This is a genomic window from Type-D symbiont of Plautia stali (assembly GCF_001485335.1).
Lineage (GTDB): Bacteria > Pseudomonadota > Gammaproteobacteria > Enterobacterales > Enterobacteriaceae > Pantoea > Pantoea vagans_C.
Genome location: NZ_BBOC01000059.1, coordinates 1 through 25474 on the forward strand (window position 1 = coordinate 1; position 25474 = coordinate 25474).

General features: G+C 54.3%; 21 protein-coding genes and 2 tRNA genes. 8 read left to right on the plus strand and 15 right to left on the minus strand.

Features of this window, described 5'->3' with window-relative positions; translation table 11 throughout:
• Positions 1-114 precede the first annotated feature (114 nt).
• The 3 genes from PSSD_RS17720 to orn form a co-directional block, all read right to left on the minus strand.
• Positions 115-190 (minus strand) — tRNA-Gly (locus tag PSSD_RS17720).
• A gap of 25 nt (positions 191-215) precedes the next feature.
• A tRNA-Gly gene (locus tag PSSD_RS17725) sits at positions 216-291 on the minus strand.
• A gap of 292 nt (positions 292-583) precedes the next feature.
• Positions 584-1132 carry an oligoribonuclease gene (orn, locus tag PSSD_RS17730; RefSeq protein ID WP_058973132.1) on the minus strand — a complete coding sequence of 183 codons (549 nt, stop codon included), beginning with the start codon at positions 1130-1132 and terminating at the stop codon, positions 584-586.
• Positions 1133-1235: 103 nt separating this feature from the next.
• Between orn and rsgA the strand changes: the two genes are divergently transcribed.
• The 3 genes from rsgA to mscM all read left to right on the plus strand — a co-directional run bounded on the left by rsgA (position 1236) and on the right by mscM (position 6869).
• On the plus strand, positions 1236-2282 hold the full coding sequence (gene rsgA / locus PSSD_RS17735; protein ID WP_058973133.1) for a small ribosomal subunit biogenesis GTPase RsgA: 1047 nt from the start codon (positions 1236-1238) through the stop codon (positions 2280-2282).
• Positions 2283-2622: 340 nt separating this feature from the next.
• On the plus strand, positions 2623-3519 hold the full coding sequence (asd, locus tag PSSD_RS17740; RefSeq protein ID WP_058973134.1) for an archaetidylserine decarboxylase: 897 nt from the start codon (positions 2623-2625) through the stop codon (positions 3517-3519).
• A 14-nt stretch (positions 3520-3533) separates the two neighbouring features.
• The gene (mscM, locus tag PSSD_RS17745; protein WP_058973135.1) at positions 3534-6869 is read left to right on the plus strand and encodes a miniconductance mechanosensitive channel MscM; all 3336 of its coding nucleotides are present in this window, start codon (positions 3534-3536) and stop codon (positions 6867-6869) included.
• Between the two features lie 46 nt (positions 6870-6915).
• Here mscM and mdh read toward each other — a convergent pair whose 3' ends face one another.
• On the minus strand, positions 6916-7851 hold the full coding sequence (gene mdh, locus PSSD_RS17750) for a malate dehydrogenase (protein WP_058973136.1): 936 nt from the start codon (positions 7849-7851) through the stop codon (positions 6916-6918).
• A 420-nt stretch (positions 7852-8271) separates the two neighbouring features.
• Here mdh and argR point away from each other — a divergent pair, with 420 nt between their 5' ends.
• From argR to yhcN (PSSD_RS17770), 4 genes are all read left to right on the plus strand, one after another.
• A complete protein-coding gene (gene argR, locus PSSD_RS17755) occupies positions 8272-8742 on the plus strand; it encodes a transcriptional regulator ArgR (RefSeq protein WP_039331557.1) in 471 nt (156 codons plus the stop codon).
• Between the two features lie 490 nt (positions 8743-9232).
• A complete protein-coding gene (gene yhcN / locus PSSD_RS17760) occupies positions 9233-9496 on the plus strand; it encodes a peroxide/acid stress response protein YhcN (RefSeq protein WP_039331558.1) in 264 nt (87 codons plus the stop codon).
• Between the two features lie 91 nt (positions 9497-9587).
• Positions 9588-9854 carry a YdgH/BhsA/McbA-like domain containing protein gene (locus PSSD_RS17765; RefSeq protein WP_039331559.1) on the plus strand — a complete coding sequence of 89 codons (267 nt, stop codon included), beginning with the start codon at positions 9588-9590 and terminating at the stop codon, positions 9852-9854.
• A 104-nt stretch (positions 9855-9958) separates the two neighbouring features.
• Complete coding sequence (yhcN, locus tag PSSD_RS17770) at positions 9959-10225, plus strand: peroxide/acid stress response protein YhcN (RefSeq protein WP_039331560.1); 267 nt, start codon at positions 9959-9961, stop codon at positions 10223-10225.
• Positions 10226-10283: 58 nt separating this feature from the next.
• On the opposite strand, the gene PSSD_RS17775 is transcribed toward yhcN (PSSD_RS17770), so the two are convergent.
• The 5 genes from PSSD_RS17775 to aaeX all read right to left on the minus strand — a co-directional run bounded on the left by PSSD_RS17775 (position 10284) and on the right by aaeX (position 15241).
• A complete protein-coding gene (locus tag PSSD_RS17775; RefSeq protein ID WP_058973137.1) occupies positions 10284-10553 on the minus strand; it encodes a barstar family protein in 270 nt (89 codons plus the stop codon).
• Positions 10554-10567: 14 nt separating this feature from the next.
• On the minus strand, positions 10568-12022 hold the full coding sequence (locus PSSD_RS17780) for an NAD-dependent succinate-semialdehyde dehydrogenase (RefSeq protein WP_039331563.1): 1455 nt from the start codon (positions 12020-12022) through the stop codon (positions 10568-10570).
• Positions 12023-12133: 111 nt separating this feature from the next.
• Positions 12134-14086, minus strand: coding sequence for a p-hydroxybenzoic acid efflux pump subunit AaeB (aaeB, locus tag PSSD_RS17785; protein WP_058973138.1), 1953 nt, complete (start codon positions 14084-14086; stop codon positions 12134-12136).
• Between the two features lie 11 nt (positions 14087-14097).
• Complete coding sequence (gene aaeA / locus PSSD_RS17790) at positions 14098-15027, minus strand: p-hydroxybenzoic acid efflux pump subunit AaeA (protein ID WP_039331568.1); 930 nt, start codon at positions 15025-15027, stop codon at positions 14098-14100.
• A 10-nt stretch (positions 15028-15037) separates the two neighbouring features.
• On the minus strand, positions 15038-15241 hold the full coding sequence (aaeX, locus tag PSSD_RS17795) for a p-hydroxybenzoic acid efflux pump operon protein AaeX (RefSeq protein WP_021508145.1): 204 nt from the start codon (positions 15239-15241) through the stop codon (positions 15038-15040).
• A gap of 258 nt (positions 15242-15499) precedes the next feature.
• Here aaeX and aaeR point away from each other — a divergent pair, with 258 nt between their 5' ends.
• A complete protein-coding gene (aaeR, locus tag PSSD_RS17800) occupies positions 15500-16417 on the plus strand; it encodes an HTH-type transcriptional activator AaeR (protein WP_058973139.1) in 918 nt (305 codons plus the stop codon).
• Positions 16418-16520: 103 nt separating this feature from the next.
• Here the strand turns inward: aaeR and tldD are convergent, their stop codons facing one another.
• From tldD to mreC, 6 genes are all read right to left on the minus strand, one after another.
• Entirely contained in the window at positions 16521-17966 is a 1446-nt protein-coding gene (gene tldD, locus PSSD_RS17805; RefSeq protein ID WP_039331571.1) for a metalloprotease TldD, read from the minus strand.
• A 64-nt stretch (positions 17967-18030) separates the two neighbouring features.
• Positions 18031-21846, minus strand: a complete 3816-nt coding sequence (gene yhdP, locus PSSD_RS17810; RefSeq protein ID WP_058973140.1) for an AsmA2 domain-containing protein YhdP — start codon at positions 21844-21846, stop codon at positions 18031-18033.
• Positions 21847-21893: 47 nt separating this feature from the next.
• Complete coding sequence (gene rng / locus PSSD_RS17815; protein WP_058973141.1) at positions 21894-23363, minus strand: ribonuclease G; 1470 nt, start codon at positions 23361-23363, stop codon at positions 21894-21896.
• On the minus strand, positions 23353-23946 hold the full coding sequence (locus PSSD_RS17820) for a Maf family protein (protein WP_058973142.1): 594 nt from the start codon (positions 23944-23946) through the stop codon (positions 23353-23355). Before PSSD_RS17820 ends, rng begins: the two co-directional genes overlap by 11 nt.
• An 8-nt stretch (positions 23947-23954) precedes the next feature.
• Positions 23955-24443 (minus strand): rod shape-determining protein MreD, encoded by a 489-nt coding sequence (mreD, locus tag PSSD_RS17825; RefSeq protein WP_039331577.1) that lies wholly within the window; start codon positions 24441-24443, stop codon positions 23955-23957.
• Entirely contained in the window at positions 24440-25474 is a 1035-nt protein-coding gene (gene mreC / locus PSSD_RS17830) for a rod shape-determining protein MreC (RefSeq protein ID WP_039331579.1), read from the minus strand. Before mreC ends, mreD begins: the two co-directional genes overlap by 4 nt.

Below are 25474 nucleotides of genomic sequence, written 5' to 3' on the forward strand. Positions count from 1 at the left end.
GTTCAGTTGCCGCCTTGCTGCAAACTCAAATACTTGATTCTGAATCCTGGTATTCTTGTCACAACAATCGCGATAGCGACTAAATCCGTGATTTGGATGGTTTACTGCAAACTCTGGAGCGGGAAACGAGACTCGAACTCGCGACCCCGACCTTGGCAAGGTCGTGCTCTACCAACTGAGCTATTCCCGCATTAGAGGTTCTTGCTTACGAAGTTTGGAGCGGGAAACGAGACTCGAACTCGCGACCCCGACCTTGGCAAGGTCGTGCTCTACCAACTGAGCTATTCCCGCATAATCTTCGTCTTTCAGTCTGCTACTGCGTTGGCTGCCTTCGCTCAACCACGTCACTTACTGATGTAAGCCCCATGGTACTCGCTCAGTTGCCGCCTTGTTGCAAACTGAAATACTCGATTCTGTGCTTCGTATTACTGCCTCGCACCGATTTAAATTCTTCACCGGTACGGGGTGCGCATTATACGAGAAATCCTTTCAGTCGCAAGAGTCTAAAAGCAAAATTTTGCGCTTTCTGCGCGTTTGCTGTTTTAATCGACAACCTGATGATTTCCTGCGCACCCTTTGCAGATTAAAGCTGCAGGAAGTGCTCGCGATAGTAAGCCAGCTCGGCAACGGACTCGCGGATATCGTCCAAGGCTTGGTGACTACCGGATTTTTTAAAGCCCGGCAGAATCTCTGGCTTCCAGCGACGCGCTAACTCTTTCAGGGTGCTGACGTCCAGATAACGATAATGGAAGTAAGCTTCCAGCTCAGGCATGTACTTAAACAAGAAGCGACGATCTTGCCCAATGCTATTACCGCAAATCGGTGAGGTATTCGCCGGCACCCACTGCTTCAGGAACTCAATGGTCGCCAGCTCAGCTTCACGATCGCCATACTGGCTAGCCTTAACACGTTCCACCAGCCCGCTATTGGTGTGTGTGCGCACGTTCCAGTCATCCATCAGCGCCAGCTGCGCGTCTGACTGATGCACGGCTAGCACCGGACCTTCCGCCAGGATGTTCAGGTTGGCATCTGTGACGATCGTGGCGATCTCAATAATGCGATCTTGTTCAGGATCGAGCCCGGTCATTTCGAGGTCGATCCAAATCAGGTTCTGTTCATTTCCAGCTGTCATGCGTTTCCCGCCCGTTGCCAATGTCGTCATTACACTCAATTCAGGTGTATCATAGACGTTTTGCCCAGCGGGGCGAAGCCTGGCGAAAGCCGTGAGAGGATGCGTGAGTAAAAACAAACTGTCGAAAGGCCAACAACGTCGCGTAAGCGCCAACCATCAGCGTCGTCTGCAGCAACGGAGCGAGAAGCCCGAACCGGATGATAGCCTGTTTGGAGAAGCGTCCGAAGGCGTAGTGATCAGCCGATTCGGCATGCACGCAGACGTAGAAGATAGCGCGGGCGAAGTCCATCGCTGCAATATCCGTCGCACCATTCGATCGCTGGTCACCGGCGATCGTGTCGTGTGGCGCGCAGCGATTGGCGGCGGTAAAGGGATCGTAGAGGCGGTGCACGAACGTAAAACCGTGCTCACTCGTCCGGATTTCTACGATGGCGTCAAACCGATCGCCGCGAACATCGATCAGATCAACATCGTATCGGCGATCCTCCCCGAGCTGTCTCTTAATATTATCGATCGCTATCTTGTGGCCAGTGAAACACTCGGCGTAGAGCCTTTACTGGTGCTGAATAAGATCGACCTGCTGGATGAAAAAGCCCGTGAACAGGTTGATAAGCAGATGGATATCTATCGCCATATTGGATATCGCGTGTTGATGGTCTCCAGCCACGCTAAAAATGGTCTGGCAGAATTGGAAACGGCATTGACCGGACGCGTGAGCATTTTTGCTGGCCAGTCTGGCGTGGGTAAATCCAGTTTGCTGAATAACCTCTTAGGGCTGGATGTGGCGGGCGATGAAATTCTGACTAACGATGTTTCCGATGTCTCGGGGTTGGGTCAGCACACCACCACCGCCTCCCGTTTATACCATTTCCCGCACGGCGGCGACGTGATTGATTCCCCGGGCGTCCGCGAATTTGGTTTGTGGCATCTGGAACCGGAACAAATCACGCGTGGATTTGTCGAATTTCGTGAGTTTCTCGGTACTTGCCGTTTCCGCGACTGTAAGCACGACACCGATCCCGGCTGCGCCCTGCGCGAAGCGGTGAACAACGGGGTCATTGCCAGGTCGCGTTTCGTTAACTATCACCGAATTCTGGAGAGTATGGCGCAGGTAAAAACGCGTAAAAACTTTCCCGATAACGATATTTAACGTTTATACCCAATATAATTCGAGCTTCAGCAAGGCGGCAAGTGCATGAACCCTCAGGAGCTTACTGAAGTCAGTGACTGAGGTGAATGCACATAGCCAACGCACCTGCAATTCGAGGTATGAAGGGTATACCCAATATAATTCGAGCTTCAGGAAGGCGGCAAGTGCGTGAATCCTCAGGAGCTTACTGAAGTAAGTGACTGAGGTGAATGCACGTAGCCAACGCACCTGCAGCTCGAAGTATGAAGGGTGTACAACAGCACATTCGCCAACAGACCGGGGCGCTGCTACAATCCGCCCCCTTTTGTAAAACCAAGCGTAATAAAGCCAGGAGGCAACGGTGTTTGATCGTTTTAAACTCGGCCTGAATCATATTTTGCCCAAGAAAGGGCTTACCGAACTTGCCGGCTGGGGCGCCAGTCGCCGTGGTGGCTGGCTGACCAAAGCGGTCATCGACATTTTCGTCTGGTACTACAAAGTAGATATGGCGGAAGCCAGCAAGCCGCACACCGGTAGCTACCGCACCTTCAACGACTTTTTCGTTCGTCCCTTAAAAGAGGGCGCGCGTCCTGTCGATCCAAACGCGACGTTACTGGCGCTGCCAGCCGATGGCGCAGTGAGCCAGTTAGGCCGCATTGAAGGCGATCAAATTTTCCAGGCAAAAGGACACTACTACACGCTGCAAGCCCTGCTGGCGGGTAATGACGACCTGGCAGAAAAGTTTATCGATGGTGAGTTCATCACGACTTACCTCGCACCACGCGATTATCACCGTGTGCATATGCCGTGTAATGGCATTCTGCGTGAGATGATCTACGTGCCTGGCGATCTCTACTCTGTGAATCCGCTGACGGCACGTAACATCCCCAATCTGTTCGCCCGTAATGAGCGCGTGATCTGCGTATTTGATACCGATCACGGCCCCATGGTGCAGATTCTGGTCGGCGCCACCATCGTTGGTAGCATCGAAACCGTTTGGGCCGGCACCATTACGCCACCACGTGAAGGAGTTATTAAGCGCTGGCGCTATCCGGCTGCCGATCATGACGGCGCAGTCGTGTTGTTGAAAGGCCAGGAAATGGGCCGCTTCAAACTGGGCTCAACGGTCATTAACCTGTTCGCGCCAGGTCGCGTGAAACTGGCAGAGAGCCTGGAAGCTGAAAGCAAAACCCGCCTTGGTCAGCCGCTGGCCATCGCCTTGCCGCAGCCCGGCGATAGCGCCCCGCTCGCTGACTAACCGGAACCTCTCCCGTGCGTGTTTTCCTCTCCCTACTGCTGAGCCTGGTGCTCAGCAGTTTTGTATTTGCCGCTACCGTTCCGCCCGCCAATCAGCTGAAACAAGAGCTGGATGCGGCCAAATCCGCCAAAGCCACACCGACTCAAGCCGAGCAGGTGCAGGCGCTGGAAGCGGCAATTAATTTCCTGTCTGAGCGCGATGAGTCACAGGAGCGTGCCAAACAATATCAACAGGTGATTGATGATTTTCCGCGCCTGGCGCGTGAACTACGCCAGCAGATCGCCACGCTAACGGACGGCAGTAAAACGGTGCGTAGCAACATGAGCAGCGCCGAGCTGGATCAAGAGATCTTGCAAATCAGCAGCCAGTTGCTGGAGGAAGGTCGTCAGGCACAGCAGGAGCAGGATCGCGCTCGCGAGATCAGTGATTCGCTCTCGCAGCTGCCGCAGCAGCAAACCGATGCACGACGCGCAATGACCGAAAGCGATCGCCGTGTGCAAGGTTTTTCAGCCGCTGCCACACCGCTGGCACAGGCGCAGATTTATGCACGTCAGGCGGAGAATGCCGCCAATAAAGCGCGGGTTGACGAGTTAGAGCTGGCGCAGCTGTCAGCCAATAACCGCCAGGAACTGGCGCGCATGCGGGCTGAAGTGCATCAGCGCAAAGCCACCCAGCTTGATAACTATCTGCAGGATCTGCGTAATCAGCTTAACAACCAACGCCAACGCGAAGCGGAACTGGCGCTGGAGCGCACCGAGCAGTTGGCAGAAAACAGCGGGGATTTACCCGCATCCATCAGCGACCAGTTCCGCGTTAATCGCGAATTATCTGCTGACCTGAATGCACAAGCCCAGCGCATGGATCTGGTCGCCTCGCAGCAGCGCCTGGCCACCAATCAAACCTTGCAAGTACGCCAGGCACTCAGCACGCTGCGTGAGCAATCACAGTGGCTGGGCGCCTCTAATCTGCTCGGTGAAGCGTTGCGCGCCCAGGTTGCGCGGCTGCCAGATATGCCAAAATCGCAGCAAATTGACAGCGAAATGGGCCAGTTGCGCGTTCAGCGCCTGCACTATGAAGATTTGCTTGAGCGGCAGAAAGATCTGCGTAAAGAGAAACAGGATGACGGCACACCCTTTACCAGCGAGCAACGCCGCATCCTTGATGCACAGCTCAAAACGCAACGTGAACTGCTCAACTCACTGATCTCCGGCTGCGATACGCTGATTCTTGAAATCACCAAACTCAAAGTCTCCAATACGCAGCTTCAGGATGCGCTGGGGGAAGTGAGAGAAGCCACGCATCGCTATCTTTTCTGGACCGCCGATGTCAGCGCCATTGACCTAAAATACCCGATTGAGGTGGCGCGCGATTTAACACGTCTACTGTCGCTGGATACCTTAGGGCAACTTGGCAAAGCGATGGCCATGATGTTTACCAGTAAAGAAACGGTGATGCCAATCATCTGTGCCGTGTTACTGGTCGGCTTTAGTATCAGCTCTCGCCGTCATTACAATGACTTTATGGCGCGTTCTGCCATCCGCGTGGGTAAGGTGACGCAAGACCGCTTTAGCCTGACGTTACGCACGGTGTTCTGGTCAATCCTGGTTGCCGTGCCGGTACCGGTACTGTGGGCCGCGCTGGGCTTTGGTTTACAGCATGCATGGCCTTACCCATTTGCGGTGGCGATTGGTGATGGCATTACCGCCACCCTGCCCCTGCTGTGGGCCTTTATGATCAGTAAGGCTTTCGCCCGCCACGATGGGCTGTTTGTGGTGCATTTCCGCTGGCCACAAGCGCGTGTCGCACGAGCAATGCGCTACTACTCACTTACCGTTGGTTTGATCGTGCCGCTAATCATGCTGCTGATTGCCTTCGCCAATCTCGATGATCCGCAGTTCTCCGCGACGCTCGGCCGCCTGTGCTTTATCCTGATATGCGGTGCCTTGAGTATTGTCACGGTCAGCCTTAAACGCTCAGGTATTCCGCTTTATCTGGATAAAGAGGGCAACGGCGACAACTTCATCAACCGTATTTTATGGAACCTGATGATCGCCATTCCTCTGGTGGCGGCACTGGCTTCCTGCATAGGCTATCTGGCGACCGCGCAGGCGCTGCTGGCGCGTCTTGAAACCTCGGTGGGTATCTGGTTCTTCCTGCTGGTGATTTATCACATCATTCGCCGCTGGATGCTGATTCAGCGTCGCCGCATCGCCTTTGATCGTGCGCGTCAACGCCGTGCTGACATGCTGGCCAACCGCGCGCGCAGCGAAGAAGAGAAAGAGCAGCAGGCACCGGCTAACGCTGACACCATTGAGATAGATGAACCCAGTCTGGATTTGGATGAGATCAGCGCGCAGTCTCTGCGCCTGGTACGCTCGATCCTTACCTTGATTGCGCTGGTGTCCGTGATTGTGCTGTGGTCGGAAATCCACTCCGCCTTTAGCTTCCTCGACAACATTCCGCTGTGGGATGTGAGCACCACCATCCAAGGCGTGGAGAGCGTTCAGCCGATCACGCTAGGCTCCGTGTTGATTGCCATTTTGATATTCATCATCACGACGCAGCTGGTACGCAATATGCCCGCGCTGCTGGAGCTGGCGCTGTTACAGCATCTCAGCCTGACGCCTGGCACCGGATATGCTATAACCACGCTCACCAAGTATGCGCTGATGCTGATTGGCGGCTTGATTGGTTTCTCCATCATTGGCGTGGAGTGGGCGAAGCTGCAATGGTTGGTGGCGGCCTTAGGTCTGGGGTTAGGTTTTGGTATGCAGGAAATCTTCGCCAACTTTATCTCCGGCTTGATCATCCTGTTCGAAAAACCGATTCGTATTGGTGATACCGTGACGATTCGCGATTTGACCGGCAGCATTACCCGCATCAATACGCGCGCCACCACCATTACCGACTGGGATCGTAAAGAGATTATCGTGCCGAATAAGGCCTTCATCACGGAGCAGTTCGTCAACTGGTCGCTGTCTGACTCCGTAACGCGTGTGGTGCTGACCATTCCTGCTCCGGCCCACGTCAACAGTGATGAGGTCACCAACATCCTCAAGCAGGCCGCCGAGCGCTGTACCTACGTATTGGATATGCCCGCGCCAGATGTGTTCCTGGTTGACCTGCAGCAGGGTATTCAGCTGTTCGAACTGCGTGTGCACGCGGCCGAAATGGGGCACCGTATGCCGCTGCGTCATGAGTTGCACCAGCTGATTCTGCGCGGTTTTGAGGAGCATGGTATCGAGATGCCGTTCCCGCCGTTCCAGGTACGCATGGAGACGCTGGGGCGCAAAACGCCTGCCAGTAATGGCTCGCCCTCGAGCCAGACTTTCAAATCAGGTGGCTTATAAATGAAAACGCCCGGCAAGTGCCGGGCGTTGTTTTATCGAGTGAACGTCACTTCACGAATTCTACGCCTTGCGCGATATCTTTCTTCAACGTCTCCAGCATGCCATTAAGCGCCTGCTGTTCAAACGCACTTAAGGGTCCCAGTGGGCGACGCTCAACGATGCCGTTTTTGCCCAACAGCAGCGGCTGTGAGAAGAAGCGCGCGTACTCGCCGTCACCTTCAACATAGGCACACTCCACCACATTGGCTTCGCCCTGTAGGGCACGAATCAGCGAGAGACCAAAGCGCGCTGCCGCTTGACCCATCGACAAGGTTGCCGATCCACCACCCGCCTTGGCTTCGACCACTTCAGTACCGGCATTCTGGATGCGTTTGGTCAGGTCAGCCACTTCCTGCTCACTGAAGCTGATGCCTTTAACTTGCGACAGCAGTGGCAGAATGGTGACGCCAGAATGCCCCCCCACTACCGGCACTTCAATCTCGGTTGGCTGTTTACCTTTCAACGCAGCAACAAAAGTATTGGCGCGGATGATGTCGAGCGTCGACACGCCAAACAAACGGTTTTTGTCATAGACGCCGGCTTTTTTCAGCACTTCAGCGGCAATCGCCACGGTGGTGTTCACCGGGTTGGTGATCACGCCAATCAGCGCTTTCGGTGCGGTACTGGCCACCTGCTCGATCAGATTGCGGACGATCCCGGCGTTGACGTTAAACAAATCAGCGCGATCCATACCGGGTTTACGAGCCACGCCAGCAGAAATCAACACCACATCGGCACCGTGCAGCGCGGGGGTCGCATCTTCGCCACTGAACCCTTCTACTTTTACCGCAGTCGGAATATGGCTGAGATCCACCGCGACACCCGGCGTCACCGGAGCAATGTCGTAAAGTGAAAGAGAGGAACCTGCGGGTAATTGAGTTTTGAGCAGCAGTGCTAGCGCCTGGCCGATACCACCAGCTGCACCGAGAACGGCAACTTTCATCCTGAACTCCTTATTAAGGTGGGGCAGAGATATGCCGAAAATCCATCAGGTTACGAGTTTAATCAACTTCTCAGGCGATAGCGACACACCTGTCGCGCATTAACCTACGCCGCAATCGGCTCCCGAGACATCTCCACTTCAGAAGTCGCCTGAATGATACAATCGCAGCCAGAAAACTATGGACGGCAATGATCATCGATATTGTTGTTACCACTTCAATACTATAACAACATTGCAACCTTCGCTTTGCGCGTCACTCCGCGATTTTGGCGCAACACAAATCTCTGGTATGATGCCGCCCCCGCAGAATTATGCGGCGATTCTCTCATCACGCTTATTGCATAAAAATTCATCTAAATGCATAATAATTTATCTGCTGCAGGCCTGTTGCCTGCCGCACCCCTCTTTTATTGGTAGCTTATGCGAAATCCATCAAAACAAGACGACCTGATCAAAGCCTTCAAGGCCTTATTGAAGGAAGAGAAATTTAGTTCTCAAGGCGAGATCGTACAGGCGCTGCAGGAAGACGGCTTCGAAAATATCAATCAGTCAAAAGTTTCTCGTATGCTGACTAAGTTTGGCGCAGTGCGCACCCGCAATGCCAAAATGGAAATGGTGTATTGCCTGCCCGCTGAACTGGGCGTGCCGACCACTACCAGCCCGCTGAAGAATTTGGTGCTGGATATCGATTATAACGATGCGCTGGTGGTGATCCACACCAGCCCGGGTGCTGCGCAGCTGATAGCGCGTCTGCTGGATTCACTCGGCAAAGCGGAAGGGATCCTCGGCACTATCGCCGGTGATGACACCATCTTTATCACCCCGGCACGCGCTTTCTCCGTAAAGCAGTTGCATGACGCTGTGCTGGTTTTATTCGAACAAGAGTTATAAATCCCTACTGTAGACCGGCAGTTCACCTGCTGGTCATCCCCCTTTGTTTAATCCCTCTCCCGCCCCGCTTGTTACAAATCCTTTTGTAAATAATAAGTTAACCTTAGATCCTCGTGTTCTGTAGCCAGAGTAATATTGGTACGACCTTTTCCCCTGCTTAACCATATGCGCTATTTTACACTGCTTTACATATCGTGCTCAGCCGTTATAGCTTCTTAATGCGTACCAGCCAGCGGGATCAACCACGATCTTTCGCACAAAAAGATAATTTGATGCAGATCATTGTTTTTACGAATAAATAACCGTCAATGGTTAAGATCCAGGCGTTTTTTATAACTATGAGTTCTAAAAAAGCGTCATAAGGATAAAGAATAACAACCAAACATTATTAGCCAGATATTAATTTCATGAGTGATTAGATCTATACTTCTTTTCGTGATGCAAATCACACGAAAGAAAAAGATAAAAATAGACGACGAGGAAAAATATCATGAACGTTAAAACTACTATCGCAACCCTGAGCATTCTATCTGCCCTGTCATTTGGTGCTTTTGCAGCGGATTCTATCAATGCTCAACAAGCAGCTAACCTGCAACCCGCTGGCACCATTAGCGTAAGCGGCGTGGGTGGTTCTCCGATGGACATCCATGAGCAACTGAACGCTAAAGCCGATCAGGAAGGCGCAAAAGCCTACCGCGTGATCGAAGCGAATACTGGCGACAGCTATCACGCCACCGCTGAGCTTTACAAATAAGTTTGCTGAATCAAGACGCAGTGTGAACGGCGACCCGTTTGAGACGCATTTGCCTCTCAGGTTGCCAAACCAAATTTCAGGAGAGTGAATCATGAAAACCAAATTAGCTATCGCAGTTCTGGGTCTGGCTTCTGTTCTGTCTTTCGGTGCCAGTGCCGCCAGTCTGGTTTCTAACGAACAAGCTGAACAGCTGCAATCGTTAAACCAAACCATCAGTGTTAGCGGTGTTGACGGCGACCAGGCGAATGTTCGCCAGGAACTGTCACAAAAAGCCGATGCTCAGGGTGCCAGCCACTATCGCATCATTGAGAGCAACCGTGGTGACACCTACCACGTCACTGCTGAACTGTATAAATAAGTATTAATCGAACGTCAGGCGCCTTCGCGGCGCCAGACAATTGATCGACGACCCGCCACACCCACTTTTGCCGCAGGTTGTTGATTGCCACGAGGAGAAAAATTATGAAAATCAAAACAACCATCGCAGCCGCTAGCCTTCTTTCCCTGTTTGCCTTTGGTGCTTCTGCAGCACAACTGGTGACCGATGAGCAGGCGCAAAATCTGCAACCTACCGGCAGCACCGTGACCATCAGTGGTACAGGTGGATCACCTATGGATTACCGTGCCCAGCTTTCACAGAAAGCCGATGAGCAAGGTGCCAGCGCTTACAAAGTGATTGAAGCGAAAACCGGCGACAGCTATCACCTGACCGCTGAGCTGTATAAATAATTCCTCGTCAATTCTGACGAACCCTTTGGCCCCGCTCGCCGGGGCCCTTTTTAGTTGATCACGTCACATTAAAGCGGAGCTGGCCCTCCAGCTCCTCTTCTGCTTCATCGAACAACAGAATCAATGCGCCATATCGGCGTTTCTGCCCTTTTCCCAGATTCACGAATTCAATCTCCAGTGGCAATGGCATGTGCTCACCCATGATCGCATCCCAAAGATCGTCAAGATCGCTGACGGCACGATCGGCCAGCGCAAAGCGATCGCTGAACTGGCGATAGAAATGGGCTTGATCGACGATTTCGTCGAAATCGAAACGCTCGGTTCTCATTGTGTTGCCCTCTTCTAGGCAAGCCCGCCAAGGTGCAGCGCTTTCACCTCAAGGTACTCCTCCATCCCCAGTACGGACCCTTCACGACCTAATCCAGACGCTTTCACGCCGCCAAAGGGAGCCAGTTCGGTGGACACGGCACATTCGTTAATCCCAATCATCCCGGCTTCCAACGCCGCCGACACGCGAAATACCCGCTGCAGGTTTTGCGTATAGAAATAGGCTGCCAGTCCATAATCGGTATGATTGGCGCGTTGAATCACATCGGCTTCATCGTCGAAACGGAAACAGGCCGCCACCGGGCCAAACGTCTCTTCCTGTGCCAGCTTCATGCCTTCGTGAGCATCGCCTATCACCGTGGGCTGCCAGAAATTACCGCCCAGAGGATGGCGCTCGCCTCCGGTGAGTAAGGTGCCGCCTTTGCTCAGTGCATCTTTGACATGCTCTTCCACTTTTTCCAGCGCCGACGGTTCAATCAGCGGCCCGACAATGACGCCCTCTTCTGTACCGATGCCGACTTTGAGTTGGCTTACCGCAGCAGCCAGTTGATTGACGAAACGATCGTAGATGGCATTGTGCACATAGAAGCGATTCACGCTGACGCATACCTGGCCCGCATTACGGAATTTATTCGCTATCGCGCCCTGCACAGCGGCATCAATATCCGCATCTTCAAACACGATGTAAGGCGCATTGCCTCCCAGCTCCATGGAAACTTTTTTCATGGTTTCAGCCGCATTGCGCATCAAGGTTTTGCCGACCGCGGTTGATCCGGTGAAGGAGATTTTGCGCACCGCTTTGCTCGCCATTATCGCGTCGCTGATGGCGTGGGTATCACCCGCCACGGCATTCAACACACCATCGGGCACTCCCGCTTGTTGTGCCAGCGCCAGTAAGGCAAACGCACACAGCGGCGTGTTATTGGCAGGTTTAATAATGCCGGTGCATCCGGCGGCCAGCGCCGGGCCAAGCTTGCGTGTTAGCATCGCCATGGGGAAGTTCCACGGCGTGATAGCCGCAACCACGCCAATTGGCTCACGGGTGGCCAGAATGCGTGAACCCGGTTTTGCCGGAGGGATGATTTCACCGTTGGCGCGCTTGGCCTGCTCAGCAAACCATTGAATGAAACTGGCGGCGTACTCGACTTCGCCTTCTGCTTCTTTTAAGGGTTTGCCTTGTTCGGCGGTCATCAACTGCCCGAGCCAGCTTTTGTTCTCAATCATCAGCTGATACCAGCGATTCAGAATTTCTGCGCGTTGTTTCGCGGTTTTGTCACGCCAGGCCGGGAAAGCCTGTTCGGCGGCGGCAATCGCCTGTTCGGTTTCACGCTTACCGGCCTTAGCCACTTTAGCCAGCACTTCACCCGTGGCCGGGTTGGTGACGTCAAAGGTGGTACTGCCGCTGTGCCATTGACCCGCCACAAAGTAGCCGGTTTTGAAGAGCGGATGTGATTGCAGAGAAGTGGACATCGTTATGCTCCTGTCAGTATGTATCCTGTCAGAAAAGTATAGATGCCAAAATCATCGGGTTTTGTGTCAACGTGGGATCAAAAAGGCCGCTGCGGGTGGCAGCGGCCTTATTCAGATTTGGATGAGGGTGTTCTGATACTTCTCCAGCATCAGCGACAGGCGCTTCACCGGTTCGGTCACACTCTCAGGTGCCGCGTAGTGCTGAAGTTTTTCCTGATAGACCTCCAGCTCCTTCAATAACCGCTCAAAGTAGTGACGGCGTTTATCATCGCTGCTCGCCGAGATCACCCGATCGGCGGTGTAACGTAGTTGACGATGGTAGGCCGAAAGCTCCGGATTGATCGGCACTTCGGCATTACGCAGACGTTGGTGGCCAATAATCAGCGTGAGTGCAATGCGGTATTTATCGATATCACCCGGAAACAGGTTAAGCAGCAGGAATAGCTGTTGATACAACGCAGGGAGATGGTTTTCCCGGCGACGCGCCTGATTGGTGGTCAACGCCGCGACGGCAGCGTACATAAAGCGGTTGAGCAGCTTACGGCCGGTACGCGCTTTAGACTTATCGCGGATCAGTAGAATCACCATCATCGCCAGGAAGCTGCCAATCCACTGGCCCAAAGCATTATCAAGAAATACGTTGAACTCAAACTTCATCGGGTTATCGAGCACCAGCACGTTGATAGTGCCAATCAGCGCACCCAGCGTTCCGATCTGCCGCCGCTGCACAAAAATACCGCCGATAAAGCCTAATGCGCCGATCGCGATACACAATAGCAACGCACTTTGCTGCGTCGCAGGCAAGACATAAACGAAGTAGAGCAAGCCGAGTGGAATGGCAAAAGCCATGCCGTAGAAGAAGTCTTTTGCCATCATCAGCGGATTCGGCATTCGCATCGCCAACGCCGTGATCACCGCCAGCATCACCATGCAACCGCTGCCGGACGTCCAGCCGGTATACAGCCAGAACAGTGAGCCGAGCGCAGTGGCAACAAAAGTACGCACGCCATTGATCATCGCGTGGTGGGTTTCGGCAGAACGTGCCTGAATCACCACCTCACGCTGCAAAATACTCTCTTCCAGCGTGGTGATACGACCATTGCTGCGAATACCGTTGATCAGCAGCAGATATTCGGTGGCAGCACCGACCCAGCTTGCGACCGTCATCGGCACCGTTTTGCTGGTGAGGCCAATCAAGCGTCGCATCACCTTCATACGTTTGTGCACATCGTTTACTGTGCTGACCTCTTTCTCAATCAGCAGACGATACTGAGGCGGGACGTACTCAGGACGTGAATTCTGAATCAGGAAGGTTTCTGCTGCCTGGGTAATCAACGTCAATGACAGCGTATTCAGCATCTGCAAGCGGCGGCTGGTGTTCTTCCAGCGCGAGGATTCCATCAGCAGCTGGCTGCGCATGCCGTTAAGTGCCGTGGTGCGACGCACCAGCGCGCTCCAGGCTTTATCGACTTCCTCTTTATCACCGTGCGCGACGCATAGTTGCAGCAGTTTGTAGTGGGCCACCAGCAGCGCATCCACTTCCGCATCAATCACTTTCTTGATCGAACGCGGCGAGAACAGCATATCAGCAAGAATCGCACACAAAATGCCGAGGACGATTTCGCTACAGCGCTCGACAGCAAACTGCGGTGCCAGCGTTAAGGCACCACTGGCATCGGCGGTGATGACGATGATCAGCGCGGTGTATCCGGCCAGACCCAGCGCGTAGGAGTTTTCGACTTTGATTAAAGATGAAAGCCAGACACACATGCCCGCCCATAAACAGCACAGCAGCAGCATCACCACCGGTGCCCGGATGGTGGCAATCATGATGGTGAGTGCGGCGATGCTGCCGATAAACGTACCAATGATGCGCAAGATGCCGCGATAGCGCAGTGCGCCAGAATAGGGATCGCCCCCTGCAGCAAAGGCGGTACCACCGGCCACAATGCCGGCGGTCATGACCGCCCAACGCGGCGTTTCCAGATTAAAGTGAAAGCCAATCATCAGCGCGGCAACCAGCGCGAACGTCAGCTTCACCGGGAAACGCAAAAACTCAATCATAACAGCCTCGTTTAACCAAACTCGCGCAGGCGGTTAAAGAACTGCGCCATCGGTGAGACTTTGGTTTGACGATCTTTATCCCCGGTGATCACCACGGTTGCCGTGGTTCCTGCTGGGAAGCGGTTACCTGGTTGATCATCCAGACGAATACGCACCGGCACACGCTGCGCCAGACGTACCCACTCGAGGTTGGAGTCGATGGTGGCCATGCCTTTGCTGTCAACGCTGCTGCTGCTGTTGGTCACACCGGCGGCGATGCTGTCGACAGTGCCACGTAGTACGGTATTGCTACCCAGCGGGGTAATTTCTGCACGGAAGCCCGGACGTACACCATCCAGCTTGGTCTCTTCCATATAGGCCAGCACGTAGAATGAATGCTGTTGTACCAACGCCACGGCCACAGAACCACGTGTGATGAACTCACCCTGATAGACGTTAAGGTTAGTGACCCAGCCGTCAGACGGTGCCTTGATCGTGGTGCGATCGAGGTCAATCACCGCTAAATCGCGCGTGGCAATAGACTTAGCCAACTGATGTTCGCTGGTTTGTAGATCGTTGTTCGCCTGATCGATAGCCTCGCGTGACATCGCGCTAGTGCCAAGCTGGTTTCGACGCGCCGCTTCACGACGTTTTTCGTTGACCAATGCCTGGTAATATTCGACATCGGCCTGGGCCTCATCCAGCGCTTTTTGGTAGCGTGGACGATCGACCACAAACAGGGTGTCGCCTTTTTTAACCAGTTGGTTGTCGTGGACCGGCACATCAGTGATCAGACCCGTCACATCCGGGGAGATCGCCACTACGTCGGCGGAGAATTTGGCGTCACGCGTCCAGGGCGACTCGGTGTAGAACACCCAGGCGCGGAAGATGATCACGATAGCGATGATGACCAGCAGGATCGTAATCGCGTAACGCGCGATTTTTCTTATTAGCGCTTTCACTTAAAAAACCTCAGACGAATAAACGGGATACAAGGTAAAACACACAGCAATACAGCGCTGTGTTAAAAAGTGCCGGATGCCACACCAGATCGTAAATTCCGCTGGGCGTCAGCACGCGTTTCACCAGCCAGAACAGCGCCAGCGAAACCAGTAGTTCGATGAAGATGGGCGGAAAAGACAGCCCGAATACGACAAATACCGGAAGCACACTCATTTCGGATCCTTAGTTCGACCTTGCCGGATCGCACCGATACCTGCCCTCATGCCACGGAGCACGTTGGGTTGATTATCAGGGGATGATTGGGAGACTGATGGCAACATTCAGGCCGCGTTGAGCTAATGATAGCGTATCATCGAGTAAACACAGCCGTGTTAAGGTGCGGTGAACAGACCCAGCGTGCGTATAGTAACGCGCTTGACTATACGTTTTCTACATATTGTGAGCTAAATCACTTTTTAGCCAGAGTAAACAATGGAACGACTTAAAGGCATGTCCATCTTCGCCAAAGTGGTTGAATTAGGTTCATTTACCGCCGCGGCTCGTCAGCTCCATCTCAGCGTTTCGTCAATCAGCCAGATTGTCGCCAAACTGGAAGATGAACTGCAGGTCAAATTACTCAATCGCAGCACCCGCAGCATTGGCCTGACCGAAGCGGGCAAGATCTACTATCAGGGCTGCCGCCGCATGCTGGCTGAGGCGTCTCAGGTACATGAACAGCTGTATGCCTTTAATAATACGCCGATTGGCATCCTGCGCATCGGTTGTTCATCCACCATGGCGCAAAATGTCCTGTCCGCCATGACCAGCGAGATGTTACACGAATATCCGGGGTTGAGTGTGAATTTAGTGACGGGTATTCCAGCACCTGACTTAATCGCCAACGGGCTGGATATTGTGGTGCGCGTGGGCGCGCTGCAGGACTCGAACTTGTTTTCACGCCGCCTGGGTGCCATGCCGATGGTGGTATGCGCGGCGAAAAGTTATCTGGCACAAAACGGCACGCCGGACAAACCGGGTGAGATTGATAACTTTTCATGGCTGGAGTACAGCGTGCGTCCGGACAACACCTTTGAGTTAGTGGCACCGGAAGGGCTGGTAACCAAACTCACCCCGCAAGGGCGCTTTGTGACCAATGATTCGCAAACGCTGATTCGCTGGCTGAAAGCCGGCTGCGGCCTCGCTTACGTGCCACTGATGTGGGTGATTGATGAAATTAACGCGGGCGAGATCGATATTCTGTTCCCGCAATACCATTCCGAACCCCGTCCGGTGTATGCGCTGTATACCGAAAAGGACAAAATGCCGCTAAAGGTGCAGGTGTGTATTGATTATCTGACCGAGTATTTTAAGCAGGTGGCAAGGCAGTATCAGCAGCATAGAAAAAGCTGACGGTTCTGGTCGCCATGAATGGCGACCCTACAATGTACCGTGCCCTAATTCGTAGGGTGCGCATTAATGCGCACCTGGAACATGATTAAGCGCACCAGGATTATTACGCCGTACCACCCACGGTGATTTTATCCAGCTTCAGCGTTGGCTGGCCCACGCCCACAGGCACGCTTTGCCCTTCTTTACCGCACACGCCTACGCCCTTATCCAGCGCCAGATCATTACCCACCATTGAAATCTGCTGCATCGCTTCAATGCCGGAGCCGATCAGCGTGGCACCTTTCACCGGTTTGGTCACTTTGCCGTTCTCAATCAGATAGGCTTCTGACGTGGAGAACACAAATTTGCCCGAGGTAATATCCACCTGACCACCGCCAAAGTTCGGGGCGTACAAGCCGTACTCCACGCTCTCGATAATATCCTGCGGCGTGGATTTGCCTGCCAACATGTAGGTGTTGGTCATACGCGGCATCGGCAGATGAGCATAGGATTCGCGGCGACCGTTTCCGGTTGGCGGCACACCCATCAGGCGCGCATTCAGTTTGTCCTGCATGTAGCCTTTCAGAATGCCATTCTCGATCAGCACGTTGTATTGACCCGGCACACCTTCATCATCCACAGCCAGGGAGCCGCGCAGCCCTTCGATGGTGCCATCATCCACCACGGTGCACAGCTCAGACGCGACCAGTTGCCCCATCTTGCCGCTGAACACGGAGGTTTCACGGCGGTTGAAATCGCCTTCCAGCCCATGTCCCACCGCTTCGTGCAACAGAACACCCGGCCAGCCCGCACCCAACACCACTGGCAGGGTGCCAGCCGGCGCGGCAACCGCAGACAGGTTAACCAACGCTAAGCGCACCGCTTCACGTGCCCAGGCATCAGCGCGCACATCGCCACTTTCATCGGCGAGGAAGAATTCATAACCGGTACGCGCGCCGCCGCCACTTGAGCCGCGTTCGCGTTTGCCCTGGTCTTCCACTTGCACGCTGATCGATAAACGTACCAGCGGGCGAATATCCGCCGCCAGCGTGCCATCTGTTGCGGCCACCAGCACCTGCTCATAGACACCGCTCAGGCTGGCATTCACTTCCTGCACACGCGGATCGGTGGCACGGGCCACTTTATCGACACGGTGCAGCAAGGCGATCTTGTCTTCGCGCGTTAAGCTGTCCAGCGGATTGATCGGTGCATACAAAGAACGATTCACCACAGCAGAGAGCGTGTGCGCTTTGCCGTTGCCCTGTTCCCGCACGATGCTGCGCGCGGCTTCTGACGACTGACGCAACGCGTTCAGCGTGATTTGGTCAGCGTAGGCGAATCCGGTTTTTTCACCGCTCACCGCACGCACGCCCACACCCTGATCGATATGATAAGAGCCATCTTTGATGATTTTGTCTTCCAGCACCCAGGACTCATGGAAGCTGGACTGGAAATAGAGATCGGCATAATCCAGACGACGTTCTGAAAGCTGCCCTAACAGGGAATAAAGGTCCTGCTGATTAATGCCGTTAGCAGCTAGTAACTGCTCACTTACCAGATTCAGAGTCATCGTTTCTCACTCATTATGTGCTCGGATAGTCATAGCCTGCGGCAATTCCCCGATGGCGTCAAATTCACTTCTTGTCATCTTCGCGCGGTTTACGCAGCACTTCATTGATTTCCGGTTTATCCAGCGGCCCGCTGATGTGATATCGCAGCAGCGAAATCTTATTCCACAACGGCCCCAATACCTTGCTGGCAGCAAACACCGCCGCACCTATCACCGGGTTGACCACAAACGCAGTCGCCACGCCAACAGAAGCAGAGATTTCCGGTGCGACCACCGCTTCCATATCAATCTGACGTTTCACCAAATCGATTTTGCCCTGCATCGCGATATCCGCTTCCAGGCCATCCACCAGCAGGTTATCCGTTCGCATAACGCCGTTTTCAATCCACGCCGTGCCGTTAATCGAGTCGAAGTAGAAACCTTCGCTGAAGGTGTCACTGAAATCAAAACGCAATTTGCGCAGCAAGGCATCGAAACTGAACAGGCGCAGCAGTTGACCGGCTCGCCCGGTGTTCACATCGGCAATCTGACCTTTACCAAAGTGCGTTTTCAGCGTGCCACTTAACGTCTCTTCCGATGGCTGCCACGGCGCGGAGCGCCAGTGCAGGTCATAATCCAGTTTGAAAGGGGCATCCCGTAGCGGGGTGTTCATACCAAACCAGTTGGTCGCGTCATTGATGCTCTTGCCACTCAGTGTGCCTTTCAGTGAGGTACGCTGGTCGCCCGGTTTGTTAACCCATTCACCGTTGATCAACAACTTCGAACTGCCGGTATCCACGCTGCCGTTAGTGAGTGCTAACGTATCTCCCTGCGGCTGCAATCTGGCCTGCATATGGCCAAACTTCTGGCCTCGCAGCCAGCACTCGTCGCAGTTCAGTTGCATGGCGGGCCAGTTGCTGAAGTTAACACTGTTGCTGCTGCCAAACGGGGAAGCGGTGCTGCTTTTTTCGCTCGCCCATTCGGGATTGTAGTAGAGATAGCTGAGATCAATTTGCCACGGCGCGTGCTGTGCCGTCGTCACGCTGCCGCGCGCCTCACGGCTTTCCAGCTGCAACTGCGTGTTGCCGCCAGGGCCTTGCGTCACGGTGGCGTTAACGTCGTGCCACTGCTGCCCACCCAGTGTTAACGCCGGTGTTCGCAGAATGACGTCTCCCGGCAGCAGCGCGCCGCCGACTTCGGTTTCACCCTGCGCATTACGGGAGTTACCTGAACCTGCCAGTAAGCCCATCCAGGCTTCACCATCCATCGCCGGCAGATTCAGCTCCATACCGCGGTTTTCAGGCAGTTTAGGCGTGCTTTTCGCGTCGTTGAGCCAGATGCCGCGATCGACGCGCAACTGCGGTTCCAGAATCCAGCGGCTGTTAAAGCGATGATGCTCACGCACGCTGCCGCTTAAGGTGAAACCGTGGAGATCGCCTGTCGCGTTAATTGCAATCGGCATCGCTTCACCAGCCTGCTTATCAAGTGGTGCAGGTAAGTGGCTACTTACTGTTTTGCCATCGCCTTTCAAATCAACCTTGTAAGTCGCGCCACCTTTGTGTGGCAAGGTGATATCCACATTCCCCTGCCAGGGCAAACTGCCGCTCAGCTGACTGCTGACATTTTGCGGCAGCACTTTCAGTTTGGCGGGCTGCCAGTCTCCCAGCAGCTTGACGTTCACGCCGAAGTCATTCGGGTTTTCCGTGGTGGTAAAGCTGACTTCGGTGGGTTGGCCGAACCAGTTGGCCTGCATCTCTTCACTTTCCAGGTTACCGTTGTTGTAACGGAAGCGCCCGCTGAGATTGTTTAGCGTGGTATTTAACGGTTTGATATGCAGGCTATTGTTATTCAGCACCACGTTGCCACTGGCATGCACCAGCTCACCATCCAACGGAATGTCGAGGTTGAGCGAACCGCGTACGTTGCCGCCAATTTGTAGCTGCTGCAGCGCTGCACCTAACGTAGGCTTCAGCGGTGTCTGTTCAAAGTAATCGGCGATCTGCTGGCCACCACCGCTCAGGTCACCATCAATGATCAGCTTCTCTTTGAGGTAATCAGGGATCACCGCGCTGACGTTGCGCGCATCAACCTCGCCCAGCCTGGTTTTCTCCGCCTTCATCCACAGCCCATTGTTGAGGAAGTCGAGATTGATATCGAGGTTCTGCAGCGCTGGCCAGCCGGGCTGGAACTGGAAGGTGGAATTCTTTAATGGAACCCAGACCTCAAACATGCCGTCGTTGTGTTTGAACGGGAACAAGTGCGGATCGCCCGCAAACAGCAAGGTGGCATTATCCACCTGCCCGCCTTTGATCGACTCGCTGAGGTAATGGGTTAAATCATGCCCCATCAGCGGTTCCGGGAAGTAGCGCCAGGCATCGCCTGCATCGGTGACGCGAATCCCAGCCAGAATATCGAGCCGTGGAGATTTACCGAGGTTCTGCTGATAGCGGAAATCACCGCGCGCCCACAGCGAACGCGCTTGCACGTCGAGGTTCTGCCCATCCAGCGTCAGGCCATTAGCATCACGCAACCAGTTCAGCTTGCCGGTGATTTGCTTTATCTGCAGCGGTGCCTGGAACATATCGCCGTACGGCACTTCGGCCTGCCCCATCGCCACATCCAGTTGGCCATTGTTCAGGCTGCCGCTGGCCGTGCCGCTCAGGTTACTGATGCCAGGCAAGAGTTCCCAATGCTGCCACGCCAAATCGCGCCATTTGGCCTGCAGGCGAGTGTTTTCGGGTTGATTGAGCGGGATATCCAGCGCCAGCGCATCAAGGTAGCCGCGCGGTTGCAACGCCCGCCAGTTGTCGAGCAACGCCGGTGATAAGGGTTTGAACAGCGGCACCAGCGGGGCTAAACGTTGCAGATCAAGCTGGGTGGCACGCACGCGCACTTCAGGGGAACTGTTGGCCCCAAGCATTTGTGGATCTTCTGGCTTCCACAGAATCGCGAAGTGGCCTGGCGCCCAGGCAATGCCGTCGGTGCTGAGACGGGTTTGCGGGACCGACAGGCTCCAGCCATTTTGGAAACGCGACAAATGGGCGGTTAAACCATCCACCTGCAGTTGATGATCACCCTGCTCACCGCGCCAGCGTGCACCGCCTTTGCTCAGCAGTAAATCACCGGCATATACGTCGCCGTCACGCAGATTCACCCAGGCTGCCAGGCTGAAACGCGCACTCTCCAGGCTGGTATTGTCTCGTAACCAGGGGCCAATCCACGGACGGACATCCACGTCATCCGCTTGCATCCAGATACGGCCATCGTTAAGCAAGCCATCGGTGTCATTCAGATCGAGCCGCACTTGCACTACGCCATGTTGGCCGGTGAAGCTGGAGAGACTGACTTCGCCTTCCGCACGGTGGCGCGTACTTTCGTTGAGCCAGGTCAGGCGCGGGATAGCCAGTTCAGCATGTTGACCTGAGGGTGTGAGAAAACGGATGCTGCTGTCGCGCAGATCAAAGTGGTCAAACTGGCGCAGAAAGAGTTCATTGATTTGCGTCGGTTTGAAACTGTTGCGTTGTTGATCATTGGTGAGCAATGGACGGTTGAGATCCGCCCGTAATTGCCAGAAAGTGAGATCGCGGAACTGCCAGCGCCAGTGCAGCAGAGATTGCCAGATGTTTAACGCCAGGTTCACGCGGCCAATGGTGAGTTTGCCATCATCCGGCATCATCACGTTGAGATCGCGCACCTGCAAGGTGGGACCAAAGTTCTCCCATTTACCCTGCAGTTCGCTGGCGTCCACCGTCACGCCGCTGACGCGTGAAATCGTCTGCAGTATGTCGCTGCGATAGCTATTGAGATGCGGCATCACGAGGCGCAACCCGCTGACCAGCAGCGCCACAATAACGATGATTGCGGCGAGCAGCAGTAACAATATCCTCGGCAACCGCCTCACACACCTCTCCTTGCTTTCCGTTGAATAACGGCGTTCAACCTCACGACTTACATCATCACGACGTCAAACTGCTCCTGTGTATAGAGCGGCTCAACATGGACTTTAACCTGCTTGCCAACAAAGATTTCTACTTCAGCCAGCGCATGGGACTCTTCACTTTTCAGCGCTTCGCCCACCGCCGGGGAAACGTACACCAGGAAGCGGTCGGAGTCGTAGGCGTGATGCACGCGTACAATTTCACGCATGATCTCATAACACACGGTCTCAACCGTTTTCAGCGTGCCACGCCCTTTGCACACCGGGCAATCCGCACAGAGTACATGCTCAATACTTTCACGCGTGCGCTTACGGGTCATTTCCACCAAGCCCAGCGCTGAAAAGCCGTTAATACCGGTTTTCACCCGATCTTTGCTCAGCGCACTTTCCAGCGAATGCAGCACGCGACGGCGGTGATCATCATTACTCATATCAATGAAATCAATGATGATGATGCCGCCCAGGTTGCGCAGTCGCAGCTGGCGGGCAATCGCCTGTGTGGCTTCAATGTTGGTGTTGAAGATGGTTTCGTCAAGATTACGGTGCCCCACAAAAGCACCGGTGTTGATATCCACCGTGGTCATAGCTTCGGTTTGATCGATGATCAAATAGCCACCCGACTTCAACTCCACCTTACGCTCTAACGAGCGCTGAATTTCATTCTCGACATCATACAGATCAAAGATCGGTTGTTTGCCGCTGTACAGCTCCAGCTTGCTGGCCATTTCCGGGATATATTCGCCGGTAAACTCCACCAACAGATCGCAAGTCAGACGGGAATCAACGCGAATGCGATCAAGAGCCGCGCCAGCAAAATCACGCAGCACTCGCTGCGCTAAGGCTAACTCACCGTACAGCAAGCAGCGCGTCTGGTTGCGCTTCTTGCGCTCGCTGACTTTGGTCCATAGTCGTTTGAGGAATGCGGCATCCTGTGCCAGATCTTCCTCGCAAATGCCTTCCGCTGCAGTGCGAATAATAAAACCGCCCAAATCATCGCAGTAAGCCGACACCACCGCTTTCAGGCGATCGCGCTCGGCTTCACTTTCAATACGTTGCGAAACGCCGACGTGTGAGGCACCCGGCATAAACACCAGGTAGCGTGAGGGCAGCGTAATATCGGTGGTGAGGCGCGCGCCTTTGGTGCCGAGCGGATCTTTCACCACTTGCACCACTAAATCCTGCCCGGGACGCACCAGTTCGCTGATGTCACGCACCACGAAGTTTTTCTTTTCATCACCCGCTACGCACTCGGTATGCGGCATGATATCGGAAGCATGCAGGAAGGCGGCTTTATCCATGCCGATATCGACAAAGGCAGCCTGCATGCCCGGTAAGACGCGGCTGATGCGTCCTTTATAGATGTTACCCACAATACCGCGCCGCGCTTCACGCTCAATGTGGATCTCTTGCAAAATGCCGCCATCAATATAGGCGACACGGGTTTCAGAAGGTGTAACGTTTACCAGCAGTTCAGCCGTCATCTTGTCCCCTTAACGCACGCAGCGACTGAAAGTGGCTCAGCAGCTCATTGGTCTCAACCAGCGGTAATCCCACTACGGCGTGATAGCTTCCATTAATCTTGCGGACAAAATTGCCGCCCAGACCCTGTATTCCGTACGCGCCGGCTTTATCCATCGGCTCGCCGCTGGCGATATAGTGCGAAATTTCCGCTGCGGTGATATTGCGAAATGTCACGTCAGTGGTCACAAGGCAATCCAGTTCACGCTGCGCATCCGCTAATACTATGGCGGTCATCACCTGATGCGTTTGCCCAGAGAGTTTACTCAGCATTTCAGCCGCGTGCTCAGCATCGCGTGGTTTTTCCAGCACTTCGCTGTTGAGCACCACGATAGTATCTGCACCTAACACCGGTAAATCCTGCGGTGCCACCGCCACTCCTGCTCGCGCTTTGTCCGAAGCCAGACGCCTCACATAGGCTTCTGCGGCTTCATCAGGCTGGCGCTGCTCTTCAACCTGCGTGATAAGGCGTTCAAACTGCAGGCCAAGTTGCGTGAGCAGTTCACGGCGACGCGGTGAACCGGAGGCGAGGTACAGGGTTATCATAGTCTTCCTTACTGAACAGCGAACTGACGGCGAATCTTTCTCATTAATAAGAATAGCCAAGGCCATAGAATGCCGTCGACCACACTGCTCCAGAAGATTTCCGGGCGGAATGAGACGTTGATCACCAAAAATTCAGCCCAGAAAACAATCACATCCACCGCAAGCGACAGCACCATAACCATTAATGCTTGCTGCCACAACGCCAGATTTCGGAATAGCTGAAATTTGAAGGCCACCAAATACGCGATGATGCTAAAAGCCAGCGCACGCACGCCCAGCGTAGAACCCGCCACCAGATCCATCACGGCACCTAAAAAGAAGCCAGTTCCGACATTCACCCGGTGCGGTAAGGCCAGAACCCAGTAAATCAGGATCAACAAAAGCCATGAAGGCCGGAACATGTAAATTTGTTCCGGCCAAGGCATGATTTGCAGAATGAGGGCAATCAGGAAGGACAGCCAGATAACCCATCGGCCCTGGCTGCGATATCGACTCAAGGCTGGCCTCCGCGTGTGTTCGCAGGAATCCCTTGCGAACGACTGCCATTAGCGGGTGCCGGCGGCCCCATTTGTTGCGTCGGTTGCATCATGTCCGGTGCCGGAGGGCCCATTTCACCGGCTGGCGGTAGAACCTGTGGCATCATCTGCATCAGACGTTCATTAGCCACACGATGCACTTCGTCCGGTGCCATTGGCATGTCACCGTTCTTATCCGAGCCCCATAACAGCAGCAGGTAACGCAGACGTTGCAGACCAGCGGTTGGGTGTGCCTGAATCACGGTGTAAGCGCGTTGGGTATCCACTTTCACGGACGAGACCACGCCAACCGGATAACCTTCCGGGAAACGACCACCGAGACCGGATGTCACCAGCACATCGCCCACACGAATATCCGTGTTACCCGGCAGATGCTCCAGCTGCAGATCTTCGCTACAACCGTTACCGGCCGCAATGACGCGAATATCGTTACGTAATACCTGAATCGGCAATGCGTGCGAGGCATCGCAAATCAGCAGAACGCGGCTGGTTACCTGGCCAACAGCCACCACCTGACCGACCACACCTTTATCGCTGATCACCGGCTGGCCTTCGTAAACACCGTTTACGCTGCCTTTATCGATGACCACCTGATCGGTGTAAGGATCGGTACCCGTGGAGATCACCTGGGTCACCATTTTATGCTCATCCTGACGCAGCGGCGAGCCGAGCAGTTCACGCAGACGTGCGTTTTCCTGCTTGTATTGCCCCAGCATCAGCAGGTCACTGTTTTTCAGGAAGAGCTCGCGGCGCAACGCTTTATTTTCCAGTTCGAGCTGCTGGCGTGAGGCCAGCGTTTCCGATACGCCGTCCAGAAGCTGTCGCGGGCCATTGGCCAGAAAATAAAATGGACTCACCGACGTGTCCAGGTAGTTGCGGATCTGGGAAAAGGAGCTCACGCGACTGTCGGCAATAATAATCGCGATAGCCACAATGACTGCCAGAAAGAGGCGCAACTGCAGGGATGGCCCCCTGCTAAAAATCGGCTTCAT